The sequence below is a fragment of the Burkholderia lata genome (assembly GCF_902499335.1).
Classification (GTDB): Bacteria; Pseudomonadota; Gammaproteobacteria; order Burkholderiales; family Burkholderiaceae; genus Burkholderia; species Burkholderia lata_B.
On record NZ_CABVQK010000011.1, the window covers coordinates 68,490 to 87,987 of the forward strand.

Annotated in this window: 20 protein-coding genes; 16 read left to right on the forward strand and 4 right to left on the reverse strand. The window is 65.6% G+C overall.

The window, feature by feature from the left end; all coding sequences use genetic code 11:
* Positions 1 to 16: 16 nt before the first annotated feature.
* The 6 genes from glmU (at position 17) to BCO18175_RS26105 (ending at position 4,816) form a co-directional block, all read left to right on the forward strand.
* Entirely contained in the window at positions 17 to 1,378 is a 1,362-nt protein-coding gene (glmU, locus tag BCO18175_RS26080) for a bifunctional UDP-N-acetylglucosamine diphosphorylase/glucosamine-1-phosphate N-acetyltransferase GlmU (protein WP_174974428.1), read from the forward strand.
* A 50-nt stretch (positions 1,379 to 1,428) separates the two neighbouring features.
* Positions 1,429 to 3,246: a glutamine--fructose-6-phosphate transaminase (isomerizing) gene (gene glmS, locus BCO18175_RS26085; RefSeq protein WP_174985424.1), complete on the forward strand. Its 1,818-nt coding sequence runs from the start codon at positions 1,429 to 1,431 to the stop codon at positions 3,244 to 3,246.
* A gap of 129 nt (positions 3,247 to 3,375) precedes the next feature.
* Positions 3,376 to 3,735: a type II toxin-antitoxin system RelE/ParE family toxin gene (locus BCO18175_RS26090; RefSeq protein ID WP_174985426.1), complete on the forward strand. Its 360-nt coding sequence runs from the start codon at positions 3,376 to 3,378 to the stop codon at positions 3,733 to 3,735.
* Positions 3,728 to 4,048 (forward strand): helix-turn-helix domain-containing protein, encoded by a 321-nt coding sequence (locus BCO18175_RS26095; RefSeq protein ID WP_011353433.1) that lies wholly within the window; start codon positions 3,728 to 3,730, stop codon positions 4,046 to 4,048. The genes BCO18175_RS26090 and BCO18175_RS26095 overlap by 8 nt, the downstream gene beginning before the upstream one ends.
* A 67-nt stretch (positions 4,049 to 4,115) precedes the next feature.
* Positions 4,116 to 4,598 carry a hypothetical protein gene (locus BCO18175_RS26100; RefSeq protein WP_174985428.1) on the forward strand — a complete coding sequence of 161 codons (483 nt, stop codon included), beginning with the start codon at positions 4,116 to 4,118 and terminating at the stop codon, positions 4,596 to 4,598.
* Entirely contained in the window at positions 4,598 to 4,816 is a 219-nt protein-coding gene (locus BCO18175_RS26105) for a hypothetical protein (protein ID WP_174917149.1), read from the forward strand. Before BCO18175_RS26100 ends, BCO18175_RS26105 begins: the two co-directional genes overlap by 1 nt.
* 118 nt (positions 4,817 to 4,934) lie before the next feature.
* On the opposite strand, the gene BCO18175_RS26110 is transcribed toward BCO18175_RS26105, so the two are convergent.
* Together BCO18175_RS26110 and BCO18175_RS26115 are read right to left on the reverse strand one after the other, a co-directional pair.
* Positions 4,935 to 5,771 (reverse strand): FTR1 family iron permease, encoded by an 837-nt coding sequence (locus BCO18175_RS26110; RefSeq protein ID WP_174985430.1) that lies wholly within the window; start codon positions 5,769 to 5,771, stop codon positions 4,935 to 4,937.
* Between the two features lie 12 nt (positions 5,772 to 5,783).
* The gene (locus tag BCO18175_RS26115; protein WP_011353437.1) at positions 5,784 to 6,116 is read right to left on the reverse strand and encodes a cupredoxin domain-containing protein; all 333 of its coding nucleotides are present in this window, start codon (positions 6,114 to 6,116) and stop codon (positions 5,784 to 5,786) included.
* Between the two features lie 349 nt (positions 6,117 to 6,465).
* On the opposite strand from BCO18175_RS26115, the gene BCO18175_RS26120 reads away from it, so the two are divergent.
* Positions 6,466 to 6,666, forward strand: a complete 201-nt coding sequence (locus BCO18175_RS26120) for a heavy-metal-associated domain-containing protein (protein ID WP_059695248.1) — start codon at positions 6,466 to 6,468, stop codon at positions 6,664 to 6,666.
* Positions 6,667 to 6,725: 59 nt separating this feature from the next.
* On the opposite strand, the gene BCO18175_RS26125 is transcribed toward BCO18175_RS26120, so the two are convergent.
* Both BCO18175_RS26125 and BCO18175_RS26130 read right to left on the reverse strand, forming a co-directional pair.
* Positions 6,726 to 8,216, reverse strand: coding sequence for an aldehyde dehydrogenase (locus BCO18175_RS26125; protein WP_174985432.1), 1,491 nt, complete (start codon positions 8,214 to 8,216; stop codon positions 6,726 to 6,728).
* A 97-nt stretch (positions 8,217 to 8,313) separates the two neighbouring features.
* On the reverse strand, positions 8,314 to 8,865 hold the full coding sequence (locus tag BCO18175_RS26130) for a cupin domain-containing protein (RefSeq protein ID WP_089426670.1): 552 nt from the start codon (positions 8,863 to 8,865) through the stop codon (positions 8,314 to 8,316).
* 455 nt (positions 8,866 to 9,320) lie between these two features.
* On the opposite strand from BCO18175_RS26130, the gene BCO18175_RS40655 reads away from it, so the two are divergent.
* The 9 genes from BCO18175_RS40655 (at position 9,321) to BCO18175_RS26170 (ending at position 19,485) form a co-directional block, all read left to right on the forward strand.
* Entirely contained in the window at positions 9,321 to 9,506 is a 186-nt protein-coding gene (locus BCO18175_RS40655; protein ID WP_043184603.1) for a hypothetical protein, read from the forward strand.
* 283 nt (positions 9,507 to 9,789) lie between these two features.
* On the forward strand, positions 9,790 to 10,578 hold the full coding sequence (locus BCO18175_RS26135; protein ID WP_174985434.1) for a gamma-glutamyl-gamma-aminobutyrate hydrolase family protein: 789 nt from the start codon (positions 9,790 to 9,792) through the stop codon (positions 10,576 to 10,578).
* A gap of 30 nt (positions 10,579 to 10,608) precedes the next feature.
* The gene (locus BCO18175_RS26140; RefSeq protein ID WP_174985436.1) at positions 10,609 to 11,946 is read left to right on the forward strand and encodes a glutamine synthetase family protein; all 1,338 of its coding nucleotides are present in this window, start codon (positions 10,609 to 10,611) and stop codon (positions 11,944 to 11,946) included.
* Between the two features lie 37 nt (positions 11,947 to 11,983).
* Positions 11,984 to 13,426, forward strand: a complete 1,443-nt coding sequence (locus BCO18175_RS26145) for an aspartate aminotransferase family protein (protein ID WP_089441192.1) — start codon at positions 11,984 to 11,986, stop codon at positions 13,424 to 13,426.
* Positions 13,427 to 13,487: 61 nt separating this feature from the next.
* A complete protein-coding gene (locus BCO18175_RS26150) occupies positions 13,488 to 14,606 on the forward strand; it encodes a polyamine ABC transporter substrate-binding protein (RefSeq protein ID WP_174985438.1) in 1,119 nt (372 codons plus the stop codon).
* Between the two features lie 188 nt (positions 14,607 to 14,794).
* Positions 14,795 to 15,949 carry an ABC transporter ATP-binding protein gene (locus BCO18175_RS26155; protein ID WP_039355329.1) on the forward strand — a complete coding sequence of 385 codons (1,155 nt, stop codon included), beginning with the start codon at positions 14,795 to 14,797 and terminating at the stop codon, positions 15,947 to 15,949.
* Positions 15,950 to 15,959: 10 nt separating this feature from the next.
* Positions 15,960 to 16,946, forward strand: coding sequence for an ABC transporter permease subunit (locus BCO18175_RS26160; RefSeq protein WP_174979498.1), 987 nt, complete (start codon positions 15,960 to 15,962; stop codon positions 16,944 to 16,946).
* Complete coding sequence (locus BCO18175_RS26165; protein WP_174985440.1) at positions 16,943 to 17,782, forward strand: ABC transporter permease subunit; 840 nt, start codon at positions 16,943 to 16,945, stop codon at positions 17,780 to 17,782. Before BCO18175_RS26160 ends, BCO18175_RS26165 begins: the two co-directional genes overlap by 4 nt.
* A gap of 116 nt (positions 17,783 to 17,898) precedes the next feature.
* Positions 17,899 to 19,485: a DUF3138 family protein gene (locus BCO18175_RS26170; RefSeq protein ID WP_174985442.1), complete on the forward strand. Its 1,587-nt coding sequence runs from the start codon at positions 17,899 to 17,901 to the stop codon at positions 19,483 to 19,485.
* Positions 19,486 to 19,498 lie beyond the last annotated feature (13 nt).

Below are 19,498 nucleotides of genomic sequence, written 5' to 3' on the forward strand. Positions count from 1 at the left end.
CTGACAAGCTGGCGCCATGAATATCGTGATTTTGGCGGCAGGCACCGGCAAGCGCATGCGTTCCGCGCTGCCGAAAGTGCTTCATCCCCTGGCCGGCAGGCCGCTCCTCTCCCACGTCATCGACACCGCGCGCACGCTGCAGCCGTCCCGGCTCGTCGTCGTCGTCGGTCATGGCGCCGAGCAGGTCCAGGCCGCCGTCGCCGCGCCCGACGTTCAGTTCGCGGTGCAGGCCGAGCAACTCGGCACCGGCCACGCGGTGCGCCAGGCATTGCCGCTCCTCGATCCCGCGCAACCGACGCTCGTGCTGTACGGCGACGTGCCGCTCACCCGCGAATCGACGCTGCAGCGCCTCGTCGACGCCGCGCGCGAAGGCCGCTACGGGATTCTGACCGTCACGCTCGACGATCCGACCGGTTACGGCCGCATCGTGCGCGACGCGTCCGGTTTCGTCACGCGCATCGTCGAGCAGAAGGACGCGTCGCCGGACGAGCTGAAGATCGCCGAGATCAACACCGGCATCATCGTCACGCCCACGGCCCAGCTGTCGATGTGGCTCGGCGCGCTGAAGAACGAGAACGCGCAGGGCGAGTACTACCTGACCGACGTCGTCGAACTCGCGATCGAGGCCGGTTTCGAGGTCGTCACCGCGCAGCCCGACGAGGAATGGGAAACGCTCGGCGTGAACAGCAAGGCGCAGCTCGCCGAGCTCGAGCGCATCCACCAGCGCAACATCGCCGATGCACTGCTCGTCGACGGCGTCACGCTCGCCGATCCGGCGCGCGTCGACGTGCGCGGCACGCTGCGCTGCGGCCGCGACGTATCGATCGACGTGAACTGCGTGTTCGAAGGCAACGTGACGCTCGCCGACAACGTGACGATCGGCGCGAACTGCGTGATCCGCAACGCGTCGGTCGGCGCAGGCACGCGCATCGACGCGTTCACGCACATCGACGGCGCCGAGCTCGGCGCGCACACCGTGATCGGCCCGTACGCGCGGCTGCGCCCCGGCGCGCAGCTTGCGGACGAAGCGCACGTCGGCAACTTCGTCGAGGTGAAGAACGCGGTGATCGGCCACGGCTCGAAGGCGAACCACCTCACGTACATCGGCGACGCCGACATCGGCGCGCGCGTGAACATCGGCGCGGGCACGATCACCTGCAACTACGACGGCGCGAACAAGTTCCGCACCGTGATCGAGGACGACGTGTTCGTCGGCTCCGACACGCAGCTCGTCGCGCCGGTGCGCGTCGGCCGCGGCGTGACGATCGCCGCCGGCACGACGATCTGGAAGGACGTGGCCGACGGCCTGCTCGCGTTGAACGAGAAGACCCAGACCGCGAAGAGCGGCTACGTCCGCCCGGTCAAGAAGAAAACTTAACATCATGCGGGTGCCATACGGCGCCCGCTTCCATATAGAAGGTAGATTTCATGTGCGGCATTGTCGGCGCAGTTGCGCAGCGTAATATCGTTCCGGTGCTGATCGAAGGTTTGCGGCGCCTCGAATACCGTGGCTACGACTCGTGCGGCGTCGCCGTGCTCGAGCCGGACGCACCGAAGCGCGCGCGCAGCGTCGCACGCGTCGCCGACCTCGACACGCAGGTGCGCGAGTCGCACCTCGAAGGCACGACGGGCGTCGCGCACACGCGCTGGGCAACGCACGGCGCGCCCGTCACGCACAACGCGCACCCGATCTTCTCGTCGGACGCGCTCGCGCTCGTCCACAACGGCATCATCGAGAACTTCGAATCGCTGCGCGAAGTGCTGCGCGCGAAGGGCTACGAGTTCGTGTCGCAGACCGACACCGAAGTGATCGCCCACCTCGTGCACAGCCTGTATCGCGGCAACCTGTTCGACGCGGTGCGCGAAGCGGTGGCGCAGCTGCACGGCGCGTATGCGATCGCCGTGATCCACAAGGACCAGCCGCACACCGTCGTCGGCGCGCGCCAGGGTTCGCCGCTCGTGGTCGGCCACGGCGACGGCGAGAACTTCCTCGCATCCGACGCACTTGCGCTCGCGGGCAGCACCGACCACTTCACGTTCCTCGAGGAAGGCGACGTGTGCGAGCTGTCGCTCGACGGCGTGAAGATCGTCGACCGCCACGGCGCCATCGTGCAGCGCGAGATCCGCGTGGTCAGCGCATACGGCGGCGCGGTCGAACTCGGGCCGTATCGCCACTTCATGCAGAAGGAAATCTTCGAGCAGCCGCGCGCGATCAGCGACACTGTGCCGCAGACGGACGCGTTCGACGCGACGCTGTTCGGCGACGCCGCGCCCGCCGCGTTCGCGGAAATCGACAGCCTGCTGATCCTCGCGTGCGGTACGAGCTACTACTCGGGCCTGACCGCGAAGTACTGGCTCGAATCGATCGCGAAGATCCCGACGCAGGTCGAGATCGCGAGCGAATACCGCTACCGCGAATCGGTGCCGAACCCGCGCCAGCTCGTGCTGGTGATCTCGCAGTCGGGCGAGACGGCCGATACGCTCGCGGCGCTCAAGCACGCGCAGTCGCTCGGTCACGCGCACACGCTGGCCGTCTGCAACGTCGCGACGAGCGCGATGGTGCGCCTCACCGAAATGCAGTTCCTGACGCACGCGGGTACCGAGATCGGCGTCGCGTCGACGAAGGCGTTCACGACGCAGCTCGTCGCGCTGTTCGTACTGGCGGCCACGCTCGGCAAGCTGCGCGGGCATGTCGACGCCGCCCAGGAAGCCGAATTCCTGAAGCAGTTGCGCCACCTGCCGGCCGCGCTGAACAGCGTACTCGCGCTGGAGCCGCAGATCATCGCGTGGTCGGAGGAATTCGCGCGCAAGGAAAACGCGCTGTTCCTCGGCCGCGGGCTGCACTACCCGATCGCGCTCGAAGGCGCGCTGAAGCTGAAGGAAATCTCGTACATCCACGCCGAGGCCTATCCGGCCGGCGAACTGAAGCACGGGCCGCTCGCGCTCGTCACGGAAGCGATGCCGGTCGTCACGGTCGCGCCGAACGACACGCTGCTCGAGAAGCTGAAGTCGAACATGCAGGAAGTGCGTGCGCGCGGCGGCGAGCTGTACGTGTTCGCCGATGCCGACACGCAGATCGTCAACGACGACGGCCTGCACGTGATCCGGATGCCGGAGCACTACGGGCAACTGTCGCCGATCCTGCACGTCGTGCCGCTGCAGATGCTCGCGTATCACACCGCGTGCGCACGCGGCACCGACGTCGACAAGCCGCGGAACCTCGCGAAGTCGGTGACGGTGGAGTAATGCTGGCCGCAGGGATGGCCTCTGCCGGGCCGTCCCGGGCGCGTACCGGCGTGAAGCAGGCCATTCGGCCAGGTCGAAATAGCTACCACGTAGTGGTATATAATCCTGTGCTAACTCGACCGGCCCGACATGCCTGCTTCCGTACGACGCGTCTTCAAGACGAAGTGGTTTCACAAGGCAGCGAGAAAATCAGGTATCGCCGATGCCGAACTCTGCCGCGCTGCGCAGGAACTGGCGCGCGGCCAGGGCATCGAGCTCGGCGGCAACGTCTGGAAAAAGCGCCTGGACGGCAATCGGCAGCGCGGCATCGTGCTGAGCAAGGTCGGGCGGGCGTGGGTGTTCCTGTTCGCGAAACGCGATCGGGACGACATCGACGAACGCGAGCTGCGCGCCTTCAGAAAGCTCGCCGCGGATATCGGGCGCCGCAGCGACACCGAGATCGCGACGCTGATCGCACTGAAAGAGCTTGTGGAGATTTGCAATGGCTAAGAGTCGATTCAAGAGCGATGCGACGGAGGCGATCCACAGCGCCGCGTCGGGCCTCTATCGCGCCAAGCTGATCGACAAGAAGACGATGCGCGAATACGACGATCTCTGCATCGAGGCCGCCCCGCAGTTCGATCCGGAAGCGATCGCCCGCATCCGCAAATCCGTCAACGTCAGCCAGAGCGTGTTCGCGCTCTACCTGAACACGACGGCGTCGACGATCCGCCAATGGGAACAGGGCGACAAGCGGCCGAGCGGCATCGCGGCCCGGATGCTCCAGATCGTCGAGAAGCACGGGCTCGAGGTGTTCTCCTGAGCCGCTGCCCCGAATGCGCATGCACCGCCGGCCGAACGCGGGCCGCAAGGAATATGACGGAGAGACAATGGTAAGACTGATTGGATGCGGTTTGCTGGCGCTGACGTTCGCGTCGACGGGCTGGGCCGCCGAGCATTACGTCGAGGTCTGGAACCCGCCCGAGGCACGGAAGCCGGCAGCCCATGCGCCGGAAGCCCGTATGCCGGATGCCCGTACCCCGACCGCGCACACCGGCGCCGATGCGCGCGCCGGCAAGAGCGCGGAGAAGCACGCGAATGCCACACCGAAAGCCGCGGTGAAGCCGCACAAGCGCCGCGTCGCGCAGGCCGTGAAAGCCGGTTCGCATCGTCCGCCCGCCGCCGCGGCCGAGGCACCGGCCGCTCCGCGCCCCGTCGCGCAGCCCGCACCGGGCCGCCTGACGGTGATGCAGCCGGCCGCGCCCGATGCGCAGCACGCGCCCAGTTACTCCAACATCCCGCGGCAATACACACCGGACGGCAACGTGCTGCAGGTCGGCACGCACGGCCGCTCCGCGGAGGTGACTCGATAATGGAAGCGCAAACCTACCACGGCTACCAGATCTGGGGCCACGCGATCCTGCAGCAGGACGAGATCCTGCAGCCCGAGCGCTTTGCCGGGAGCGGCACGATCACGCAGAACAACAAGCTGGTCGAGGCATCCGGCGTGCTCGGCGTGTTCGACACCGAGGACGACGCGCGCGACGCGGGGCTCGAATGGGCCCGCGCCTGGATCGACAGCCACAGCTGACCGGGCGCGGCGCGCGCAGCCGGCGCGTTGTCGCCGACGCCGCGCACGGGTCGGCCGTACACCGCACATGAAAAAAGGGGCGTCGTGGACGCCCCTTTTTTATTCGAACCCGGACAACTCAGGCCGCGGGCCGTGGCGGCCGCACTGCCGGCTGCAGCCGGCCGACGAGCCGTGACAGCCCGACGATCGCGGCCAGCGTCGCGAGGTACGCGACGATCTGGATGCCCGCCGGGCGCGCGGTATAGCCGATCAGCGTATGCAGCGCCTTGCCGACGATGCTGGTTTCCTTGAGCAGCCACGACGTATCCCAGATCGCATCGCCCCACGACGGCACGAGGCCGGCCGCGAGCAGGAAGCCCACACACTGGCTGGCCATCCCCGCCGCGAGCAGCACGATCAGCCAGTTGGTAACGGAGAACAGGCGCTTCAGCGGAATCTGCAGCAGGCCCGCATACATCCCGTAGCCGAGCCCTGCGCCGCCCAGCACGCCGAGCAGCCCGCCGACGATCATCTGCGGCGTCTGCCCCGGATCGCCCGCCGCGATGCCGTACAGGAACAGCACGGCTTCGGAGCCTTCGCGCAGCACCGCGACGCCGACCACGATCGCCAGCCCCGTCAGCGGCTTGCTGCCGGCCGCGACGGCACGTCCGACCGCTGTCATCTGCATCGCCATCTCGCGACCGTGCCGGCTCATCCAGATGCTGTGCCATGCGAGCATCAGCGTCGCGACGAACATCACGCCCGCGTTGAAGACCTCCTGCCCCATGCCGGACGCCCACTGCGAAATCACGTCGGCGAACGCCGCGATCAGGCCGGCGCCGATCACGCCGCCAACCAGACCGCCGCCGACCCACCAGCCGCGCCGCGGCACGCCCTTCGTGGCGGCCATCACGATCGACACCACCAGCGCGGCCTCGAGCACTTCACGAAAGACGATCAGGGCAGTAGACAACATGGCGATATAGGCTTACTTGACGGTCAGGTGCGTCTTCGACTGCGCTTCGTGATACTCGTCGTGGAATTCGTACGTGCCGGCCTTCAGCGGCCCGACCAGGATTTCCACCGACTTGCCGGCGGGCACGACCTTCTCCGCCTTGAAGTCGTCGCTCTCGAATTCGGCAGGCGTCGCGTCGAGGTTCTTCACGACGAACTTCACCTTCTTCCCTGCCGGGATCGTTACGCCGTCCGGCGAAAACTTGTGGTCCTTCAGGGTCAGGTTGACGACATCGTCGGCCGCGAATGCGGACGTTGCCGACGCGCCCAGCAGGGCCAGCGCGAAGCCGAAAGCGAAACGGTTCATGTAGGTAACGAATTGAAATATCGAAGAGGATTGATACTAAGAGCGATTCGCATTTTCACCTCGCGTACCCTTACTCGCAACATGGTGATCGTGCTTCATGGATTGCCGTCGCGCGTTGCCCGGCAAGGCATCCACCCGGCTCCGCCCGAAACGCTTCGCCGTCAATCAGGACAAGTTCCGAATGACGTCAAAGGCCTGATCGACATTCATCAGACTTCATCTTTACAACATGCTGTCGCCAGACCGAAACCGCGACACCGATTTCCGGCGACACGCGTACGCTTGACCTTCCCACCGTGGCAAGCTTCATGCTGTCGATGCTTGTCAATCGTCAACTCAGGAGAACACGATGGAATTCGAAGTCCAGGACATGACTTGCGGCGGCTGTGCCAATGCAATCACGCGCGCGGTAACCGCCGCCGACCCCGCCGCGAAGCTCGACATCGACGTCGCGGCGAAGATCGTCAAGGTCGAATCGGCGCAAGGCGCCGAGCGCGTGCAGTCGATCATCGAAGCCGCCGGCTTCCACCCCGCGCTGCGCTCCGCTTGACGCACGCACGCCGCGGGCGCACCGCCTGATATAGCAGTGCGCCCGCACCCGGTATCGCGTCAGCGCAGCCGGATCAGCGTCGACTTCAACTCGGTGTACTTCTCGAGCGCGTGCAGCGACTTGTCGCGGCCGTTGCCCGACTGCTTGTAACCGCCGAACGGGAAGTTCATGTCGCCGCCCTCGTCGTAGCAGTTCACCCACACGGTGCCCGCACGCAGCCGGCGCGACACGTCGTGCGCGGTCGTCAGGTTCGACGTCCACACGGCCGCGGCCAGCCCGTATTCGGTATCGTTCGCGATCCGCACGGCCTCGTCGACGTCGTCGAACACGATCACCGACAGCACGGGCCCGAAGATCTCCTCGCGTGCGATCTTCGCATCCGGCTTCACCTCGAACACCGTCGGCTCCACGTAGAAGCCGCCCGTTTCCTCCTTCACGCGCGCACCGCCAGTGACGAGCCTGCCTTCGCTGCGTCCGGCCTCGATATAGCCGAGCACGCGCTCGAGCTGGATGCCGTCGACGATCGCGCCCATCGACACCGACGGATCGAGCGGATTGCCGGGCACGTATGCGCGCGCGGCCGCGACGAGCTTCTCGATGAACGCATCCTTGATGTCGCGGTGCACGAGCAGCCGCGAACCTGCCGTGCACATCTCGCCCATGTTGTAGAAGATCGCGCCGGCGGCAGCCTGCGCCGCGCGGTCGAGATCGGGACAATCGGGCAGCACGATGTTCGGCGACTTGCCGCCGAGTTCGAGCCACGCGCGCTTCAGGTTCGACTGCGCGGCGTACTGCATGATCAGCTTGCCGACCGCCGTCGAGCCCGTAAACGCGATGCAGTCGACGTCGCGGTGCAGCGCGAGCAGCTTGCCGGGCTCGCCCGCGCCCGGCACGACGTTGAACACGCCGGCCGGAATGCCGGCCTCGTATGCAAGCTGCGCGACGCGGATCGCGGTCAGCGGCGATTTCTCCGACGGCTTCAGCACGACGCTGTTGCCGGCCGCGAGCGCGGGGCCGAATTTCCACGCGGCCATCAGGATCGGGAAATTCCACGGCACGACGGCGGCCACCACGCCGACCGGCTCGCGCGTGACGAGACCGACGAGATGATGATCGGCCGGCGCGACTTCGCCGCCGACCTTGTCGATCGCCTCCGCAAACCATTCGACGCAGTACGCGGCGCCCGGCACGTCGACCGTCGTCGTGTCGCCGATCGGCTTGCCGGCGTCGAGCGTCTCGAGCAGCGACAGCTCGTCGAGATGCTCGCGCATCAGCGCGGCCCAGCGCAGCAGCACGGCCTTGCGCGCACGCGGGTTCAGCCCGGCCCACACGCCTGCGTCGAACGCGCGGCGCGCGGCCGCGACGGCCGCATTCACGTCGGCTTCGCCGCAATCGGCGACCTTCGCGAGCACGCGGCCGTCGATCGGGCTCACGCAGTCGAACGTCTTGCCGTCATGCGCGTCGCACGACGCGCCGTCGATGAATGCGCGCCCTTCGATCTTGAGCGACGCCGCCTTGTCCTGCCAGTCAGCCAAAGTCAACTTGTTCATCAGGATGCCTCAGTTTTTTGGCATTCGCGATGCGACACGCCGCTGCGCGTGAAGCGCAGGCGGCCGGCAGCGAATGCAGTGACGCGCGGTGGGAAGGTCAGAAGGTCGCCGGCGAATTGGCCGAGACGACCTCGCAGATCAGGTCCGCGCTGGGATTGCGAAAACGGTGCGGCAAACGGCTTTCGAAGTAGTAGCCGTCTCCGGGGTCGAGCAGCCACGTCGCGCCGTCGACGGTCAGCTCGAGCCGGCCCGACACGACGACACCGCCCTCGTGCCCCGCGTGCACGAGCATCTCGGGCCCCGTGTCGGCCTGCGGCTGGTAGATCTCGCGCAGGATGCACATGTTGCGGTCCTTCATGCTCGCGCCGACCAGATGAAACGCGAGCGTGTCGTTGCCGAGGTTCGGCATCTCGTCGCGGCGCGACACGACCGAGCGCGATTCGACGAGCTCGAACGTGAAGAACTCCGCGAGACTCATCGGGATGCATTCGAGCAGCTTCTTCAGCGAGCCGACCGACGGGCTCACGCGGCCCTGTTCGATCAGCGAGATCGTGCCGTTGGTCACGCCGGCCCGCTTCGCGAGTTCACGCTGCGACAGGCCATGCTTGTTGCGCACGAAACGCAGGCGCTCGGCGACTTCGGTGGACATCGATTCGGTTTCGGACACGATAAGTGCGATGACAAAGTGAAACGACGCAGTGGACAGCCGTTGAATATTCTAATCACTTTATGCCGTGCATCAGCGGGGAAAACCCTGAAAGGCGTTCGAAATAATGAACACCCTGTCGATTATTCCGTTTGCGAATCTTTTGTTCGCACTGCTCGGGAAAGCCCTGATGCAGCACCGTTAAAAAACATTTGACGCCGTTTTTGGCTCGTATATGCTGGCTCTCAGGTTAGCGTCATCAAGCATTCATAGGCAGCAAAAAACGTTATCGCAGCGCAAAAATTGATGCCCATCAATGTAAATAACGCGTAACCGGCGCCTTGATTATTTTAAACGCCCAGCGCGTCGAAACGGTCAGGTGTTCAATACTTTCAACAACCCAGTCGAGTGTAATCGTGAGAGTCCGTGGCCCTCTGGTGAGGTGGGATCGAGGCGATGTGCGAAGTTTGCGCAGCGCGGCGTCCGCTTCCGACGACGGCAGTTGCGGCTGGCATAGTCCTCGCCTGCTTCATCTGTCGATCTACACCATCCTGTCCCGTCGTTCCGTTCGGCGTCACAACGCCGTATCCGCACGCGCATTCGTCGCCGTCGATACCGACGAAGTGGCGTCGCTGCTGCCGTAGCGCCTCTCCTTTCTTTACGTCGTTCGTTTCGTCTGCCGATTCGCCAACCGCATCCTTCGTGCGGTGACGGAACGCGTTCGCGCATTCGTTGCCGCGTCGCGACTCGCAATGAAACGAACGATGGCCTGATCGTCGCGCGCAGCGCGGATCGCCACGCCATCCCGTTGCGCCCATTCACCAGCGGCCCTGCGTCTCGCGCAAGGCTGCGGGGCTGTTGCACGCCGGCGTTTCGCCACATCCGGCAAGACATCCGCAACAACCCTACGGATAACTGATTGACGTCATGGAAAGAAGGAAACCCCTCGTCGGCATCACCGCCGACCACACGCAAATCGGCGCACACGCGTCGCATACGGTCGGCGACAAATACGTCGCCGCGATCGTCGACGGCGCGCAAGCGTTCGCGATGGTGCTGCCCGCGCTCGGCGAGCGCCAGTCGGTCGACGACGTACTCGACGCGGTCGACGGCCTGCTGTTTACCGGCAGCTACTCGAACGTCGAGCCGCACCTGTACGGCGGCGAACCGAGCGCGCCCGGCACGAAGCACGACCCGGCCCGCGACGCGACCACGCTGCCGCTCCTGCGCGCGGCGATCGCCGCGGGCGTGCCCGTGCTGGCCGTCTGCCGCGGCTTCCAGGAGCTGAACGTCGTCTGCGGCGGCACGCTGCACCAGCGCGTGCATGACGTGCAGGGCTTCGCCGATCACCGCGAGGACGACGACGCGCCGATGGACACGCAGTACGGCCCCGCGCACGTCGTGCGCCTGACGCCCGGCGGCAAGCTGCACACGCTCGCCGGCGGCCGCGACGAAGTGCACGTGAACTCGCTGCACAAGCAGGGCATCGCACAGCTCGGCTCCGGCCTCGCCGTCGAGGCCGTCGCGCCGGACGGGCTGATCGAAGCCGTGAGCGTCGTCGATGCACCGGCCTTCGCCCTCGCCGTGCAGTGGCATCCGGAATGGCGCCATGCGCAGGACCCGCTGTCGAGCGCGATCTTCCGCGCCTTCGGCGATGCCTGCCGCGCCCGCCGCAGTGCCCGCACGCGCGCCATGGCCGCCGCCGCGCTCGCCTGAGCGCGCCGACCCAAACCAACGAGAACAGACATGCAAGACATCGAAGATTTTCTGAAGCAGCACCGGATCACTGAAGTCGAAGCGATCATTCCCGACATGGCCGGCATCGCGCGCGGCAAGATCACGCCGCGCAACAAGTTCACGTCCGGCGAATCGATGCGGCTGCCGCAGGCCGTGATGGTGCAGACCGTTACCGGCGAATATCCGGAAGACGGCTCGCTGACCGGCGTAACCGACCCCGACATGGTGTGCGTGCCCGACGCGTCGACGATCCGCCTGATCCCGTGGGCCATCGACCCGACCGCGCAGGTGATCCACGACTGCGTGCACTTCGACGGCTCGCCGGTCGAGATCTCGCCGCGCTACGTGCTGCGCCGCGTGCTCGACCTGTACAAGGCAAAGGGCTGGAAGCCCGTGGTGGCACCGGAACTCGAGTTCTACCTGGTCGACATGAACAAGGACCCCGACCTGCCGCTGCGTCCGCCGGTCGGCCGTACGGGCCGCCCCGAAACGGGCCGCCAGTCGTATTCGATCGAGGCCGTCAACGAGTTCGACCCGCTGTTCGAGGACATCTACGAGTACTGCGAAGCGCAGAACCTCGACATCGACACGCTGATCCACGAAGTCGGCGCCGCGCAGATGGAGATCAACTTCATGCACGGCGACGCGCTGTCGCTGGCCGACCAGGTGTTCCTGTTCAAGCGCACGGTGCGCGAGGCCGCGCTGCGCCACAACATGTACGCGACGTTCATGGCCAAGCCGATGGAAGACGAGCCGGGTTCGGCGATGCACGTGCACCAGAGCATCGTCGACGAGGAAACGGGCCAGAACCTGTTCACGTCGCCGGAAACGGGCGGCGCGACGTCGATGTTCTACAACTTCCTCGCGGGGCTGCAGAAGTACACGCCGGCACTGATGCCGATCTTCGCGCCGTACATCAACTCGTACCGCCGCCTGTCGCGCTTCATGGCCGCGCCGATCAACGTGCAGTGGGGCTACGACAACCGCACGGTCGGCTTCCGCATTCCGCACTCGGGCCCGTCGGCACGCCGCATCGAGAACCGCATTCCGGGCGTCGACTGCAACCCGTACCTCGCGCTCGCCGCGACGCTCGCAGCCGGCTATCTCGGCATGACGCAGCGCCTGGAGCCGACCGAGCCGCTCGTCAGCGACGGCTACGATCTGCCGTACCAGCTGCCGCGCAACCTCGAGGAAGGGCTGACGCTGATGGCCGCGTGCGAGCCGCTCGGCGAGATCCTCGGCCACAAGTTCCTGAAGGCGTATTTCGCGCTGAAGGAAACCGAATACGAAGCGTTCTTCCGCGTGATCAGCTCGTGGGAACGCCGCCATCTGCTGCTGCACGTCTGAGCGTGCACCCGACCGAATACGGAATCACGGAGGAAACATGACTTACCGCAACGAATCTGCCTGGGTCCAGCCGGCCGCACCGAGCGCCACGGCCGCTGCGCCGCGCGCGACGCAGGCGCGCACGACCGCCGAATACCGCGCGCTCGACGCCGCGCATCACATCCACCCGTTCTCCGACATGGGCGCGCTGAACCGCGCGGGCAGCCGCGTGATCGTGAAGGCCGACGGTGTCTACCTGTGGGACTCGGACGGCAACAAGGTGATCGACGGGATGGCCGGCCTGTGGTGCGTGAACGTCGGCTACGGCCGCAAGGAACTCGCCGACGCCGCGTATCGCCAGATCCAGGAACTGCCGTTCTACAACACGTTCTTCAAGACCACGCACCCGCCGGTGATCGAGCTTTCCGCAATGCTCGCGGAAGTCACGCCGAAGGGCTTCAACCACTTCTTCTACTGCAACAGCGGCTCGGAAGGCAACGACACCGTGCTGCGCCTCGTGCACCAGTACTGGCGCGTGCAGGGCCAGCCGCAGAAGAAATACGTGATCTCGCGCAAGAACGGCTATCACGGCTCGACGATCGCCGGCGGCACGCTCGGCGGGATGGGCTACATGCACGAGCAGATGCCGTCGAAGGTCGAGAACATCGTCCACATCGACCAGCCGTATTTCTTCGGTGAAGCGGCGGCCGGGGAAACGCCGGAAGCGTTCGGCCTGGCCCGCGCGCAGCAGCTCGAAGCGAAGATCCTCGAACTCGGCGCGGAGAACGTCGCGGCGTTCATCGGCGAGCCCTTCCAGGGCGCGGGCGGCGTGATCTTCCCGCCGTCGACTTACTGGCCGGAAATCCAGCGGATCTGCCGCAAGTACGACATCCTGCTCGTGGCCGACGAAGTGATCGGCGGCTTCGGCCGTACCGGCGAATGGTTCGCACACCAGCATTTCGGCTTCGAGCCGGACCTGATCACGATGGCGAAGGGCCTCACGTCGGGCTACGTGCCGATGGGTGCCGTCGGCATTCACGAACGCGTGGCGCGGCCGATCATCGACAACGGCGAATTCAACCACGGCCTCACGTACTCGGGCCACCCGGTCGCGGCGGCCGTCGCGGTCGCAAACCTGAAGCTGCTGCGCGACGAAGGGATCGTCGAACGCGTGAAGAACGACACGGGCCCGTACTTCCAGGCCCTGATGCGCGAAACCTTCGCGCGTCACCCGATCGTCGGCGAGGTGCATGGCCACGGCCTCGTCGCGAGCCTGCAGCTCGCCGAAGCGCCGGCCGAACGCCGCCGCTTCGCGAACGGCGGCGACGTCGGCACGATCTGCCGCGACTTCTGCTTCAACGGCAACCTGATCATGCGCGCGACCGGCGACCGGATGCTGCTGTCGCCGCCGCTCGTGATCTCGCGTCCGGAAATTGATGAACTCGTATCGAAGGCGAAAAAAGCAGTCGATGCAACCGCCCAGCAACTGGGTATTTCGTAACGGTTTTGCCTATAGGCGTGCGGCGGGCGCCGCACGCCGCCATTACCAGGGGAATTCCACCATGCGTGCCTGCTTTCTTCGCCAAGCCTGTTCTGTTGCCGCCCTTGCCGCCGCGGCAGCGTTCACGTCGGTCGCCAGCCCATCGGCGCATGCCGCCGATGAGCTGAACGTCTACAACTGGTCCGACTACATCGCACCGGACACGATCCCGAACTTCCAGAAACAGACGGGCATCCACGTCAAGTACGACAACTACGACAGCGACGACACGCTTCAGGCGAAGCTGCTTGCCGGCAGTTCGGGCTACGACATCGTCGTGCCGACGTCGAACTACATGGCCAAGCAGATCCAGGCCGGCGTGTATCAGAAGCTCGACAAGTCGAAGCTGCCGAACCTCGCGAACCTCGACCCGCTGCTGATGAAGATGATCTCGGATGCCGATCCGGGCAACCAGTACGGCGTGCCCTGGGCCTACGGCACGGACGGCATCGGCTACAACGCGCAGGCGGTGAAGAAGGCACTCGGCGACAAGGCGCCGGTCGACAGCTGGGCGCTGGTGTTCGACCCGGCCAACATGGAAAAGCTGAAAGGCTGCGGCGTATCGTTCCTCGACCAGGCCGTCGACGTGTTCGCCGCCACGCTGCAATACATGGGCAAGGATCCGAACAGCAAGAACCCCGGCGATTACCAGGCTGCCTTCGAAGTCCTGAAGAAAGTCCGCCCGTACATCACCCAGTTCAACTCGTCCGGCTACATCAACGACCTCGCGAACAACGACGTGTGCGTCGTGGTCGGCTGGTCGGGCGACGTCGGCATCGCGCACCGTCGCTCGTCCGAAGCGAAGCGTTCGTACGACATCAAGTTCTCGAACCCGAAGGAAGGCGGCCTGCTGTGGTTCGACGTGATGGTGATCCCGAAGGATGCACCGCACCCCGAGGCCGCACTGAAGTGGATCAACTACGTGTCCGATCCGAAGGTCAACGCGGCGATCACCAACACGGTGTTCTACCCGACCGCGAACAAGGCCGCGCACCAGTTCGTCACGCCGGCCGTCGCGCAGGACCCGACCGTCTACCCGCCTGAAGACGTGCTGAAGAAGATGGTGCTGATGAAGCCGATGCCGGCCGACATCCTGCGCCTCGAAAACCGCCTGTGGGCCCAACTGAAGACCGGCCACTGATCGCCCTGCATTCCGGCGGCGCAGGCATCGCTGGACGCCTGCCCGCCTGAGATCCGCGGACCTCCGTCCGCCCGCGCGCGCCGCGCGCACTGTTCCATCCGGCACGAGCCGTCGCCCGTGAGTCGCGTCATGCGCCTCGCGCGGGGACGCTCACGCCTGCAATCCGTGAAGAACGAATGGTGAATCCCATGCAATCGATACCCTCTTCCGCTGCTGCACGACAGACCCAACCGGCCCCCGCGGCCCGTACGCAAAACGACGCCTTCGTCCGCATCGAAAACGTCGTGAAAAAATTCGGCGACAGCACGGCTGTCGACAACGTGAACTTGACGATCGCGAAAAACGAGCTGTTCGCGCTGCTCGGCAGCTCGGGCTGCGGCAAGTCGACGTTGCTGCGCATGCTCGCCGGGCTCGAGACGGCCACCTCCGGCAAGATCTTCGTCGACGGCGAGGACCTCGCATCGCTGCCGCCGTACCGCCGCCCGGTGAACATGATGTTCCAGTCGTACGCGCTGTTCCCGCACATGACGGTCGAATCGAACGTCGCATTCGGCCTGAAGCAGGAAGGCACGCCGAAGAACGAGATCAAGGAGCGCGTGGCCGACGCGCTCGCGCTCGTGCAGATGAGCAAGTACGCACAGCGCAAGCCGCATCAACTCTCCGGCGGCCAGCAGCAGCGTGTCGCGCTCGCCCGTTCGCTGGTCAAGCGCCCGAAGCTCCTGCTGCTCGACGAGCCGATGTCCGCGCTCGACAAGAAGATCCGCCAGAAGACCCAGCTCGAACTCGTGAACATCATCGAGAAGGTCGACGTGACCTGCGTGATGGTCACGCACGACCAGGAAGAGGCGATGACGATGGCCAGCCGCCTCGCGGTGATGAGCGAAGGCAAGATCGTGCAGATCGGCGCGCCGGGCGAGGTGTACGAGTTCCCGAACAGCCGCTTCTCGGCCGAATTCATCGGCTCGACCAACCTGTTCGAAGGGCGCGTGGTCGAAGACGAGCCCGATCACATCTTCGTCGAAAGCGACGACCTCGAGGCGCGCATGTATGTGAGCCACGGCGTCACGGGCCCGCTCGGCATGCCCGTCGGCATCTCGGTGCGCCCGGAACGCATTCACGTGTCACGTGAGAAGCCGGGCTCGAAACACAACTGGGCGCGCGGCGTCGTGACCGACATCGCGTACATGGGCAGCTACTCGCTGTATCACGTGCGCCTGCCCAGCGGCAAGACGGTCGTGTCGAACCTGTCGAGCTCGCACTTGATGAACGACAACGCACCGGCGTGGAACGACGACGTGTTCGTGTCGTGGTCGCCGGCCAGCGGCGTCGTGCTGACGCAGTGAGGACGCCACGATGAGAACCTCCGCTTCCACTCCGTCCGCGCCGGTATCGTCCGGCGCAGCAAGCACCGGCGCCGGCCGCGCCCGCCCGGGCCGCTTCGCGATGCTGCAGCGCTTCCTGCCGTCGGGCCGCAGCGTCGCGATCGGCGTGCCGTTCGTGTGGCTTGCCGTGTTCTTCGCGCTGCCGTTCGTGCTGGTGCTGAAGATCAGCTTCGCCGACCAGGTGATGGGCATCCCGCCGTACACATCGCTCGTCGAGATCAAGGACGGCGTCGTGCATTTCGCGCTGCAGATGTCGCACTACGCGTTCCTGCTGCAGGACGACCTGTACATCGCGACCTACCTCAGCTCGCTGAAGATGGCCGCCGTGTCGACGGTGCTGTGCCTGCTGATCGGCTATCCGATGGCGTACTACATCGCACGCTCGGAACCGAACCGCCGCAACGTGCTGATGATGGCCGTGATGCTGCCGTTCTGGACGTCGTTCCTGATCCGCGTGTACGCATGGATCGGCATCCTGAAGGATGACGGCCTGCTGAACCATACGCTGATCGCGCTCGGCATCATCCACACGCCGCTGCGCCTCTATCACAGCGACGCGGGCGTCTACATCGGGATGGTCTATTCGTACCTGCCGTTCATGGTGATGCCGCTGTACGCGCACCTCGTGAAGATGGACCTCACGCTGCTCGAAGCCGCGTACGACCTGGGCGCCAAGCCGTGGGTCGCGTTCACGCGGATCACGCTGCCGCTGTCGAAGAACGGGATCATCGCCGGCAGCCTGCTGGTGTTCATCCCGGCGGTGGGCGAGTACGTGATTCCGGAACTGCTCGGCGGCGCCGACACGCTGATGATCGGCCGCGTGATGTGGGATGAATTCTTCAACAACATGGACTGGCCGATGGCGTCCGCGGTGACGGTCGCGATGGTGATGCTGCTGCTGGTGCCGATGGCGCTGTTCCAGTACTACCAGGTCAAGGAACTGGAGGATGCGAAATGATCAAGCCGAGCAAACCGCTGTCGACGGGCGTTCTCGCCTTCGGCTTCCTGTTCCTGTACATCCCGATCATCAGCCTGGTCGTGTACTCGTTCAACGAGTCGAAGCTGGTGACGGTGTGGTCGGGCTTCTCGCTGAAGTGGTACTCGGCGCTGCTGGACGACGACGAGCTGCTGACCGCCGCGTGGCTGTCGCTGAAGATCGGTCTCTTGACGGCCACGGCGTCGGTCGTGATCGGCACATGGGCGGGCTTCGTGCTCGCGCGCTTCGGCCGCTTCAAGGGTTTCACGCTGTACACGGGGATGATCAACGCGCCGCTGGTGATTCCGGAAGTGATCCAGGGCATCTCGCTGCTGTTGCTGTTCGTTGCGCTGGAGCAGATGTTCGGCTGGCCGAAGGGGCGCGGGATGCTGACGATCTGGATCGGCCACGTGATGCTGTGCGTGTCGTACGTGGCGATCATCGTGCAGTCGCGCGTGAAGGAGATGAACAAGTCGCTGGAAGAGGCCGCGCTGGATCTCGGCGCGACACCGCTGAAGGTGTTCTTCGTGGTGACGCTGCCGCTGATCTCGCAGGCGTTGCTGTCGGGGTGGCTGCTGTCGTTCACGCTGTCGATCGACGACCTGGTGCTGTCGGCGTTCCTGTCGGGGCCGGGCTCGACGACGCTGCCGCTGGTGGTGTTCTCGCGCGTGCGGCTGGGGCTGAACCCGGAGATGAACGCACTGGCGACGCTGTTCATCACGGCGGTGACGATCGGCGTGATCGTCGTGAACCGGATGATGATCGCGCGCGAACGGCGCCGCATCGCCGACATGAAGGCGGCGTTCGCGGTGGCGTGACGCCCCGCCTCCCGCTTCAAGGATAACAAGCACTGCAGACAAGCAAGACGCGCTGCCCCAGGGGGGGCGCGCGATTCGATCCCGATTTGACAGGCGCACGACAAGGAGAATCCGCAATGAAGAAGAAACTGATCTGCCTGCTGGTGGCCGGCGCGTTGCCGGGCATCGCGCTGGCCGGTTCCACATCCGCCGAGATCAAGGCGCTGCAGGCGCAGGTCGCGGCGCTGCAGAAACAGATGAAGGCGATGCAGGCGCAGCTCGCCGCGAAGCCGGGCAGCACGGCAGTCGCGACGTCCGGCGCGGGCGCCGGTACGGCCGGCGGCGGCAAGGCCGTCATCGTGGCCGCCGATCCGGGCTCGCCGGATTACGGCCGTGCGCAGGCCGCGCTGACCAACGACGAGGTCAGCGAAATGAAGCAGCAGATCGCGAACCAGCAGCTGAAGGTCGACTCGCTGACGGACGCGGCCAACACGGGCCCGCTCGCCGGCCTGTCGGTAACGGGCTACATCGACCCGACCTACATGTACAACCGCGCGGCCGGCACGTCGTCGTTCCTGTTCGCGAACCACGAGAACGCGTACAACTACTTCAACAGCACGTTCGGCGATCTGTACCTCGACATCAAGAAGACCTTCGGTGTCGGCCCGATGGCGCCGTCGGCGGAAATCACGCTGATGCCGAACCGCGGCAACGGCATCACGCTGCTGCAGAACTCGCGCGGCTCGATCACCGACAACCTGCTGAACACCGCGGTCATCAACGTGCCGATCACCGCCGAAACGACGCTGGTCGCCGGCCTGATCCCGAGCTTCGGCGGCTACGAGGTGCAGCAGTCGAACCAGATGCTCACGCTCACGCACAACCTGCTGTACGATTTCTCGGATCCGGGCAGCTACGTCGGGATCGGCGCGAACTACACGAAGGGCAACTGGGCGTGGAAGTTCTTCCTCGGCAACGAGCAGTACCGCACGTACGGTTCGGTCACGACGACGGGCACCAACGCGCTCGGCGATCCGATCACCACCAGCAACAGGGTGCCGACCTTCACCGCGCGCGCGGACTACACGTGGTCGAGCGCACTCGATCTCGGCGGTTCGTTCAACATCGGCCGCCAGACGCTCTCGAGCGCGATCGATGCGAACGGCGTCGTGCACTACGGCCCGGGCGGGGCGGCACCGAGCGCATACGGTTCGTTCTTCTTCGGCGAGCTCGACGCGACCTACACGCTCGCCGATATTCAGTACAACGCGGAAGTCGACTACGGCCGTCAGCAGCATGCGGCGTTCAACGGCGGGCTCGCGCAGTGGTACGGCCTGTCGCTGCTCGCGCACCGCAAGTTCAACGCGCCGGTGGTCGGCCGCATGGGCGTGACGCTGCGCTACGACCTGCTCGCCAACTCGAAGAACGGCGGCGGCGGTGGCGGCATCGCGCTAAACGGCAACGGGATGGATCCGAGCAACGGCTTCGGCGTCGACGCGGACTGCCTCGCGATGTCGAAGGCCGGTGGCGGCCTGGGCTTCGAGTGCAAGGGGGCCGTGCGCCAGGATGTCGCGCTCGACCTGCTGTTCTACCCGACCCAGCAAATCACCGTGAAGGTCGAATACCGCCACGACTGGGCGAACAACAAGGTGTTCCTGCGCAACGACGGATCGTACGGCAAGTCCAACGACCTGCTCGCGACGCAGTTCATCTATTCGTTCTGACGCAGCCCGCGCG

Bases quoted from the DNA above. Each gene is read 5' to 3' on its own strand.
- glmU (WP_174974428.1), top strand. From the start codon at position 17: ATGAATATCGTGATTTTGGCGGCAGGCACCGGCAAGCGCATGCGTTCC.
- glmS (WP_174985424.1), top strand. From the start codon at position 1,429: ATGTGCGGCATTGTCGGCGCAGTTGCGCAGCGTAATATCGTTCCGGTG.
- BCO18175_RS26090 (WP_174985426.1), top strand. From the start codon at position 3,376: ATGCCTGCTTCCGTACGACGCGTCTTCAAGACGAAGTGGTTTCACAAG.
- BCO18175_RS26095 (WP_011353433.1), top strand. From the start codon at position 3,728: ATGGCTAAGAGTCGATTCAAGAGCGATGCGACGGAGGCGATCCACAGC.
- BCO18175_RS26100 (WP_174985428.1), top strand. From the start codon at position 4,116: ATGGTAAGACTGATTGGATGCGGTTTGCTGGCGCTGACGTTCGCGTCG.
- BCO18175_RS26105 (WP_174917149.1), top strand. From the start codon at position 4,598: ATGGAAGCGCAAACCTACCACGGCTACCAGATCTGGGGCCACGCGATC.
- BCO18175_RS26110 (WP_174985430.1), bottom strand. From the start codon at position 5,771: ATGTTGTCTACTGCCCTGATCGTCTTTCGTGAAGTGCTCGAGGCCGCG.
- BCO18175_RS26115 (WP_011353437.1), bottom strand. From the start codon at position 6,116: ATGAACCGTTTCGCTTTCGGCTTCGCGCTGGCCCTGCTGGGCGCGTCG.
- BCO18175_RS26120 (WP_059695248.1), top strand. From the start codon at position 6,466: ATGGAATTCGAAGTCCAGGACATGACTTGCGGCGGCTGTGCCAATGCA.
- BCO18175_RS26125 (WP_174985432.1), bottom strand. From the start codon at position 8,216: ATGAACAAGTTGACTTTGGCTGACTGGCAGGACAAGGCGGCGTCGCTC.
- BCO18175_RS26130 (WP_089426670.1), bottom strand. From the start codon at position 8,865: ATGTCCACCGAAGTCGCCGAGCGCCTGCGTTTCGTGCGCAACAAGCAT.
- BCO18175_RS26135 (WP_174985434.1), top strand. From the start codon at position 9,790: ATGGAAAGAAGGAAACCCCTCGTCGGCATCACCGCCGACCACACGCAA.
- BCO18175_RS26140 (WP_174985436.1), top strand. From the start codon at position 10,609: ATGCAAGACATCGAAGATTTTCTGAAGCAGCACCGGATCACTGAAGTC.
- BCO18175_RS26145 (WP_089441192.1), top strand. From the start codon at position 11,984: ATGACTTACCGCAACGAATCTGCCTGGGTCCAGCCGGCCGCACCGAGC.
- BCO18175_RS26150 (WP_174985438.1), top strand. From the start codon at position 13,488: ATGCGTGCCTGCTTTCTTCGCCAAGCCTGTTCTGTTGCCGCCCTTGCC.
- BCO18175_RS26155 (WP_039355329.1), top strand. From the start codon at position 14,795: ATGCAATCGATACCCTCTTCCGCTGCTGCACGACAGACCCAACCGGCC.
- BCO18175_RS26160 (WP_174979498.1), top strand. From the start codon at position 15,960: ATGAGAACCTCCGCTTCCACTCCGTCCGCGCCGGTATCGTCCGGCGCA.
- BCO18175_RS26165 (WP_174985440.1), top strand. From the start codon at position 16,943: ATGATCAAGCCGAGCAAACCGCTGTCGACGGGCGTTCTCGCCTTCGGC.
- BCO18175_RS26170 (WP_174985442.1), top strand. From the start codon at position 17,899: ATGAAGAAGAAACTGATCTGCCTGCTGGTGGCCGGCGCGTTGCCGGGC.